The following is a 6610-nucleotide window of genomic DNA, read 5'->3' as shown; positions in this document are numbered from 1 at the left end:
ACGCCGCAGAATAAAACAACACAATCAATATACCCCGCCGGTAAAACGGCGGGGTCAGAAACCGGAAGAGGGCAAATCAGCACCAAGCGCTGCCCATATCAATCAGGTGGAGGAGCAATGAAACACTATGTCCTCAAAAACGACCATGCGCATTTGGAAAGTCCTGTTTCCGGCTCGCCTGAAAAAATTCAGAACATCGACGTAATCGTTGCCGATCCCGAGGCAAAAACGTCGGCAGAAATGATTGTCGAGTTTTACCGGGCTTTAAATGAACTTGTCGAAGGTCACGCGTACCACATCAAGTTTCGCGTGATCGCCGACGAACCGCCGGGGGGACCTTTGTACTGGGCCGGTCGCACTGCAATCTTCTGGGGGGACATCAACAAGAACTGGGCGCCGGTTGGTCAGGACAAGTCGAGGATCACCCAGATTATGAATTTGTCGTCCCGGACCATTCTCGTCGGAGGGGCGGTGTTGCTGCTGGCCCACGTGGGGCGGGCAAACGAAACCGTTGCGGCTGTTCACCCAAATTTTTCGGCTGCGGCGCGGGAAGTCGGGCTGATCGACAGCGGAACGGGCACCCAACGATCTTTGGATGGTCGCACGCATAGCGCGTCTACCAAACTGAGTGCTCTGAGGCTGTTGTCCGAGTTCGTCGCGCTGGACCATGGTGAGCATCTGGCAGATTCTTTGCGCGGCTACGTTGGCCTGACCGAGCCGAAGCAGACATGCGAAAGCCAACTTGCCAATCGTCTGATTCAACGTTCAGGGGCCGATCCGACGGTCAGAATGGCCATCCAGCAAATGCTAAATAATGTTGAAGATCCGCTCAGGATTCCGGATCTGTCCAGATCACTTGGAACATCCACGCGCCAGTTGCAGCGGCGGTTCCTGAGCAAGACTGGGGAAAAGCTCCTAACAACTTACCGGGAGCTTCGTCTGGAGCGTGCCCACAGCCTGCTTCGGCACACTGACATGCCACAGCGGGAGATTTCGACGGCAACGGGCTTTTCTTCTGCAACAGCTTTGGCGCGGGCATTCCGGGCGCACTATGGGACGACACCGGAATACGTTCGCGATCAGCGTTTTGCAGGAAACTTGTCGGGTCACTGCAAACCTGCTTAGTGGGTCTGAAACTCAATCCACAGGTGGAATGATTGCTGCACGACTTAAGCGTGCTTGCGGGCGATAATCCAGACCGGGTGATACGTCAAACACACACCTGATTCGCTGCCAAACAGCCGGGCATACTCATTTGTGAACTGCGAGAGGCGGGACTTGGTCCAGGTCGTTTGCGCGCGCCCGTTCACACCTGTATTCCGCAGGTGCTCAAGAACCTTTCGGGGCGAGGCAAAGTGCATCTTCTGCTTGGTTTCTCCGGCGGCAATGATCTCCAGATCGCCTTTCACGGCCGTGACCAAGTCTTTGGATCTGCACAGGCCGGGCGCTTTGGCGGCTGAGCCAATCTGAGCAAGCTCTCGGTATTGCTCGGGGCCGAAGCCGGAAACTGCCAACCAGCCGCCGGGGGCAAGTTTGTGCGAGGCTTTGGCCAAAAAGGCGGCCGGATCGGAGAGCCATTGGATCATCGAGGCGGACGCGACCAGATCGGGCCTGGCAGGCCATTCCACGGTCCTCGCATCACCGCACAGAAAATCTGCCTGAAACATGTTGGCTGTATCAATGGCGTGAGGTGACAGGTCATTGAGCGTGAGCGTGTCGAAACCGAACCTTTCGCGCAACCGGTGTGTCAGATGACCGGTGCCACAACCGAATTCCAGCGCGGATGTAAAATGACGTGGCGCACCGCATTCCAGAAGTTTCTGTACCAGCAGATCGGCAATCCGTGCCTGTTGGCACGCAGATTCGTGGTAGCTGGAAAAGCTGCGGCTAAAGCTGCGCTGAACGCGTTCTGTCAGATGGACGTTCATTCGATCCAGTCCGCCCAGTTTTGCCCGACGCGAAACGGGACATGCGGGCCGGGGACGAAGCGGATGACCTGCTGTTGCGGCTTCCACGCGATCTCTTGCGCCTTTGTGGGAATGATCCGGTCCCTTTGCGGAATCCAGATTCGATCAAAGCTCTGTTCAGGGGCCGGGCCGCGCGCAATCACGGCGTCGAGTTCGGCCTTGGCTGCCTCAATGTCTATGTTCGGCACGGTGCCTTCCAGACCGGCGCGGCGGCAGAACTTGGCGAAACTGTCTGGGCTCAAATTGTCCGCTGTGGCTTGGATCACGTCCGGTGCGATGCCGCGTTCCGCATCCGCAGGCACCAGGGTTCCGCTGACGGCGATCAGGCTTTCCGGGCGAAAACCCGTTTGGTCCAACCAATGCCCAGCTGATGCCACGCCAAAGGAGAAAGCGATGATGTGGACCCGGTCATAGTGCTTCAGCTCAGGAAGTGGATCATCCAGCGTAGTGTAGTCGTCGACAAACAGAACATCCTCGGTGCCCGCAAGGTTTGCAAACGGAGTCGTGCCAAGAGACCAACCTCCGAAGACCAGGATCAGATCCTGGGTTTCGGAACGGGTAAGCCATTGACACTTCACGACGCGCCCCTCGCCAGCGAGACCATGGCAGTGGTCACGCGGCTCAGTTCATCCGGCGTGATGATGTATGGTGGCATGCAATAGATATTCTTGGCGAAAGGGCGCAGCCAGACGCCCGTGTCCCCCGCCAACCCGTGGGCGACCGAGGGGTCGACCCATTCTTCCATCTCGATCACGCCGATCGCACCCAGAACGCGGACATCTGCGACGCCCGATAGTACACGGGCCGGTGCAAGTTCCTGCGAAAGCTGTTCAGAAATGCCGCTGACTTCTTCCCGCCAATCTCTTGCGATCAACTGACCGAGACTTGCATTTGCTGCCGCGCAGGCCAGCGGGTTGGCCATGTAAGTTGGGCCATGCATCAGAACGCAGGCCTCGCTCTCACCTATTCCACGTGCTACCGTTTCGGTAGTGACCGTTGCAGCCATGGTGATATGCCCGCCCGTCAGCGCTTTGCCCAGACAGAGAATATCTGGCAGAACGTCGGCGTGATGCATCGCGAACAGCTCGCCGGTGCGTCCGAACCCGGTGGCGATCTCGTCAAAGATCACCAGCACATCGTGCGCCCTGCACATTTCATGCGCGCGCTGCAGCCAAGTCGGGTGGTAAAAGTACATTCCACCGGCACCCTGAACCACGGGTTCAAGGATCAGGGCAGCTATCCGGTCAGCCTTGGCGGCCAACAGCTCCTCCAGTGCGCCCAAGCCATTGAGAACGGCATCCTCGGACCATTCCTGATCGAATGAGATGGGCGGGCGCGGCAGGAAGTGCTGGATCGACAGGGCTCCGCTGAATAGCCCGTGCATTCCGTTGACGGGGTCGCAGACGCTCATCGCCTTCCAGGTGTCCCCGTGGTAGCCACCGTGGATGGTGGCAAACTGCGTTCGGTCGGCGCGACCCATGGCCATCTGGTACTGCACCGCCATTTTCAACGCGACCTCGATCGAGACCGAGCCGCTGTCGCTGTAGAAAATGCGATCCAAACCATCGGGCAGCAGGTCGATCAGCTTTCGTCCCAGATCGATTGCGGGTTGGTGCGTCAGACCGCCAAACATCACGTGCGGCATTTGCGCCAGTTGGTCCTGCATCGCACCGACAATGGCCGGGTGACGATGCCCATGCACCGCGCACCACCACGATGACATCGCGTCGATCATCTGCGTGCCGTCTTCGCGTGTCAGCCAGGCACCGTCAGCTTCGGTTATCAGGTGCATCGGACCCGGATCCAGCACGTTGGTGTAGGGATGCCACAGATGGCGGGCGTCAAACTCCAGCGGGGTCACAGGAAGCTCCGGATTGCATCGACGTCGATGGCGTCAAAGGCTTCGGTCAGGGTCCGGCGCGACAGGTTGTCGATATGCGGCAGTCGGCCCAGGTGGCGGACCTCGCACATCTGAGCGATTGTCTGTTCGACAGCCGGTTCCGGGTCGCCAACAAAAGCAACTCCGGCCACAGGGCACCCGGCGTTGCGCAGGGCCATCAGCGACAGGCTTGTGTGATTGATAGTGCCAAGTGCCGTGCGGGCGACCAGAACAATCGGGGCCTGCCACCGCGCGAAAACGTCGAGGAAAAAGTGTTCGCGATTCAGCGGCACCATGACCCCACCTGCGCCTTCGACCACCAGAGGCCCGTCGACCTGTGGCAGGGCGAGCCGCGACAGGTCGATCTCGATCCCCATATCCTCGGCGGACAGGTGCGGTGAGGCCGGCATGTTAAGCCGGTAGGCTTCGGGAAGGGATGTGGCACCGGAAAGATTTGTGACCGTTTCGGTGTCGGTAGCTTCTTCAAGGCCGGACTGCACGGGCTTCCAATAGCTGGCGCCAAGCGCTGCGGCCAACCCTGCGGCGAACACGGTTTTTCCGACCCCGGTGTCGGTGCCAGTCACGATCACGGCGCTCATGCGGCTTCCTTTCGGTGACGGGCGAGGTTTTCAAACAGATTGGCGATGTCGGCGGTGTCGACATTGCCCGTGATGGATATCCGCAACCGTGACGTGCCGCGCGGCACGGTCGGAGGGCGAATACCGCGAACGTCGAAGCCCCGGGCCTGCAATGCGGCAGCAGTGGCCATTGTTGGGGCGTCTTCACCGAGAATGACGGGGATGATCTGACTTTTCAGCGCGCCTTTCGGAACACCATGGCGCAGCGCTTCGCGATGAGCGTACCGGATGCGGGACCGTGCAGACTCGCTCAGGCTGTTGTCCAATTGCAGTTGACGAAGCACGCTTCGTACCAGAGCGGCACAGAATGGGGCAGGGGCCGTTGCAAAGATGAAAGGCCTTGCGCGGTTGATCAGCGTATCGATCATAACGCGCGCTCCGCAGACCAGCCCGCCGGAAACACCCAGTCCTTTTCCGCAGGTGTGCAGAGTCAGCACCTCGGCATTCAGACCGTGCGCCAGCCCTTTGCCGTTCGGTCCGAAAACACCTGTGGAATGCGCTTCGTCCACGACCAGAATGGCTTCATGGTCGCAAGCCAAACTGGACAGGTCTTCCAAAGGCGCCATATCGCCTTCCATGGAATAGACGCTTTCCACAGCAATCCAGATTTGACCTGAACCACCAGCGGCCCGCCAATCGCGAATAGCGCTTTGCGCTGCGTTCACATCGTTATGGGTAAACGAGCGCACCTGAGCCCTGCCGATGCGCATGCCTTCATGCGCACTGGCATGCACAAGTTCATCGTGCAGGATCAAATCTTCGGCAGCCGGAAGGGTCGAGAATATCGCCTGGTTCGCCTGAAATCCACCCCCCATGAACAAAGCAGCTTCGGCACCGAAGAACGCGGCGGCCTCCTGCTCCAGCGCTTCGTGTTCGGGGTGGTTCCCCCGCAACAGCCGCGACCCGCCCGAGCCCAGCGGAACGCCTTGTTCCAGTGCCTGCCGAGCCGCCTGCTGCAATAGCGGGGATTGCGACAGCCCCAGATAATCATTGGACGCGAAATCCAACCCGCACCGTGGTGAAAGGGCGCGGCGCCGATGCCTGTTGTCCAGTGCCTCCAGCATGGACTGTAGGCGGCTCAAAGCCTTCATACAGCGGCTTCCGCGCAGGATGGATCGGCTGCGGTTTCCGCCTCAATTCCGAGCTTGGCGAACAGGATCGCGTCCGTATCCTCTTCAGGGTTTTCTGCCGTCAGCAGGGTCTCACCCACAAAGATCGAATTTGCCCCGGCCAGGAAGCACATAGCTTGCAACTCGTCGCTCATGTCACTGCGACCGGCAGACAGGCGCACGTATGATTTCGGCATCATGATGCGGGCCGTAGCAATCACGCGCACGAAATCAATCGGGTCGATTGGCGTGGCATCGGCCAAGGGCGTACCCTCCTGAGGCATCAGCATGTTGATTGGAACCGAGTCCGGAGCTGGCTCCATGTTGGCCAGCGTCACGAGCATATCGACACGATCCTGAACCTCTTCACCCATTCCCAGAATGCCGCCGGAGCACACTTTGATCCCCGCTTCCTGCACACGGTTCATCGTGTCAATCCGATCGGCAAATGTGCGAGTGGTGATGACCTCGGAATAATACCGTTCAGACGTGTCGATATTGTGGTTGTAGTAATCCAGCCCAGCATCGCGCAACCGGATGACCTGATTGTCGTCCAGCATGCCAAGCGTCATGCAGGTTTCCATACCAAGCTCGCGTACCCCTTCGACCATGGCGACAAGCGCGTCCATGTCCCGATCCTTGGGCTCGCGCCACGCCGCGCCCATACAGAAACGCGTTGCACCGCCGTCCTTGGCTTTGCGTGCCTCTGCAAGAACGCGCTGAACCTCGATGAGTTTGGATGCCGAGAGTGTCGAGCCGTTGCGGGCCGATTGCGAGCAATAGGCGCAATCTTCGGCGCAGCCTCCGGTTTTGATCGATAGCAGTTTTGACGTCTGAACTTTATTGGGATCGAAATGCTCGCGGTGAACGGTCTGAGCGCGAAACAGAAGGTCCATTAGCGGGAGGTCATACACGGCCTGCGCGGCCTCGCGAGTCCAGGAAAAGGTAGTGTCTTTCATTTTATCGATATTTTCTCAGGATCCCTATTTTTCACCGGCCTTATTATCGATAACGCCA

Annotated in this window: 7 protein-coding genes; 1 reads left to right on the top strand and 6 read right to left on the bottom strand. The window is 59.0% G+C overall.

Annotation, left to right across the window (positions count from 1 at the left end; genetic code table 11):
* The first annotated feature begins 117 nt into the window (after positions 1 to 117).
* Positions 118 to 1125 carry a helix-turn-helix domain-containing protein gene (locus AC2TEL_RS11915; RefSeq protein ID WP_480904164.1) on the top strand — a complete coding sequence of 336 codons (1008 nt, stop codon included), beginning with the start codon at positions 118 to 120 and terminating at the stop codon, positions 1123 to 1125.
* 44 nt (positions 1126 to 1169) lie between these two features.
* Here AC2TEL_RS11915 and AC2TEL_RS11910 read toward each other — a convergent pair whose 3' ends face one another.
* The 6 genes from AC2TEL_RS11910 to bioB are packed head-to-tail and all read right to left on the bottom strand — an operon-like array spanning position 1170 to position 6552.
* Positions 1170 to 1928, bottom strand: coding sequence for a methyltransferase domain-containing protein (locus AC2TEL_RS11910; RefSeq protein WP_480904162.1), 759 nt, complete (start codon positions 1926 to 1928; stop codon positions 1170 to 1172).
* On the bottom strand, positions 1925 to 2545 hold the full coding sequence (locus tag AC2TEL_RS11905; RefSeq protein WP_480904159.1) for a pimeloyl-ACP methyl esterase BioG family protein: 621 nt from the start codon (positions 2543 to 2545) through the stop codon (positions 1925 to 1927). Before AC2TEL_RS11905 ends, AC2TEL_RS11910 begins: the two co-directional genes overlap by 4 nt.
* Positions 2542 to 3828, bottom strand: coding sequence for an adenosylmethionine--8-amino-7-oxononanoate transaminase (gene bioA, locus AC2TEL_RS11900; RefSeq protein ID WP_480904156.1), 1287 nt, complete (start codon positions 3826 to 3828; stop codon positions 2542 to 2544). The genes AC2TEL_RS11905 and bioA overlap by 4 nt, the downstream gene beginning before the upstream one ends.
* Positions 3825 to 4445, bottom strand: coding sequence for a dethiobiotin synthase (bioD, locus tag AC2TEL_RS11895; protein WP_480904153.1), 621 nt, complete (start codon positions 4443 to 4445; stop codon positions 3825 to 3827). Before bioD ends, bioA begins: the two co-directional genes overlap by 4 nt.
* Complete coding sequence (locus AC2TEL_RS11890; RefSeq protein ID WP_480904150.1) at positions 4442 to 5575, bottom strand: 8-amino-7-oxononanoate synthase; 1134 nt, start codon at positions 5573 to 5575, stop codon at positions 4442 to 4444. The genes bioD and AC2TEL_RS11890 overlap by 4 nt, the downstream gene beginning before the upstream one ends.
* On the bottom strand, positions 5572 to 6552 hold the full coding sequence (bioB, locus tag AC2TEL_RS11885; protein WP_480843991.1) for a biotin synthase BioB: 981 nt from the start codon (positions 6550 to 6552) through the stop codon (positions 5572 to 5574). Before bioB ends, AC2TEL_RS11890 begins: the two co-directional genes overlap by 4 nt.
* Positions 6553 to 6610 lie beyond the last annotated feature (58 nt).

The sequence above is a fragment of the Ruegeria sp. HKCCD9138 genome (assembly GCF_057220975.1).
This window is presented reverse-complemented; position numbering and strand designations above follow the sequence as displayed.

Bases quoted from the DNA above. Each gene is read 5' to 3' on its own strand.
- AC2TEL_RS11915 (WP_480904164.1), top strand. From the start codon at position 118: ATGAAACACTATGTCCTCAAAAACGACCATGCGCATTTGGAAAGTCCT.
- AC2TEL_RS11910 (WP_480904162.1), bottom strand. From the start codon at position 1,928: ATGAACGTCCATCTGACAGAACGCGTTCAGCGCAGCTTTAGCCGCAGC.
- bioD (WP_480904153.1), bottom strand. From the start codon at position 4,445: ATGAGCGCCGTGATCGTGACTGGCACCGACACCGGGGTCGGAAAAACC.
- AC2TEL_RS11890 (WP_480904150.1), bottom strand. From the start codon at position 5,575: ATGAAGGCTTTGAGCCGCCTACAGTCCATGCTGGAGGCACTGGACAAC.
- bioB (WP_480843991.1), bottom strand. From the start codon at position 6,552: ATGAAAGACACTACCTTTTCCTGGACTCGCGAGGCCGCGCAGGCCGTG.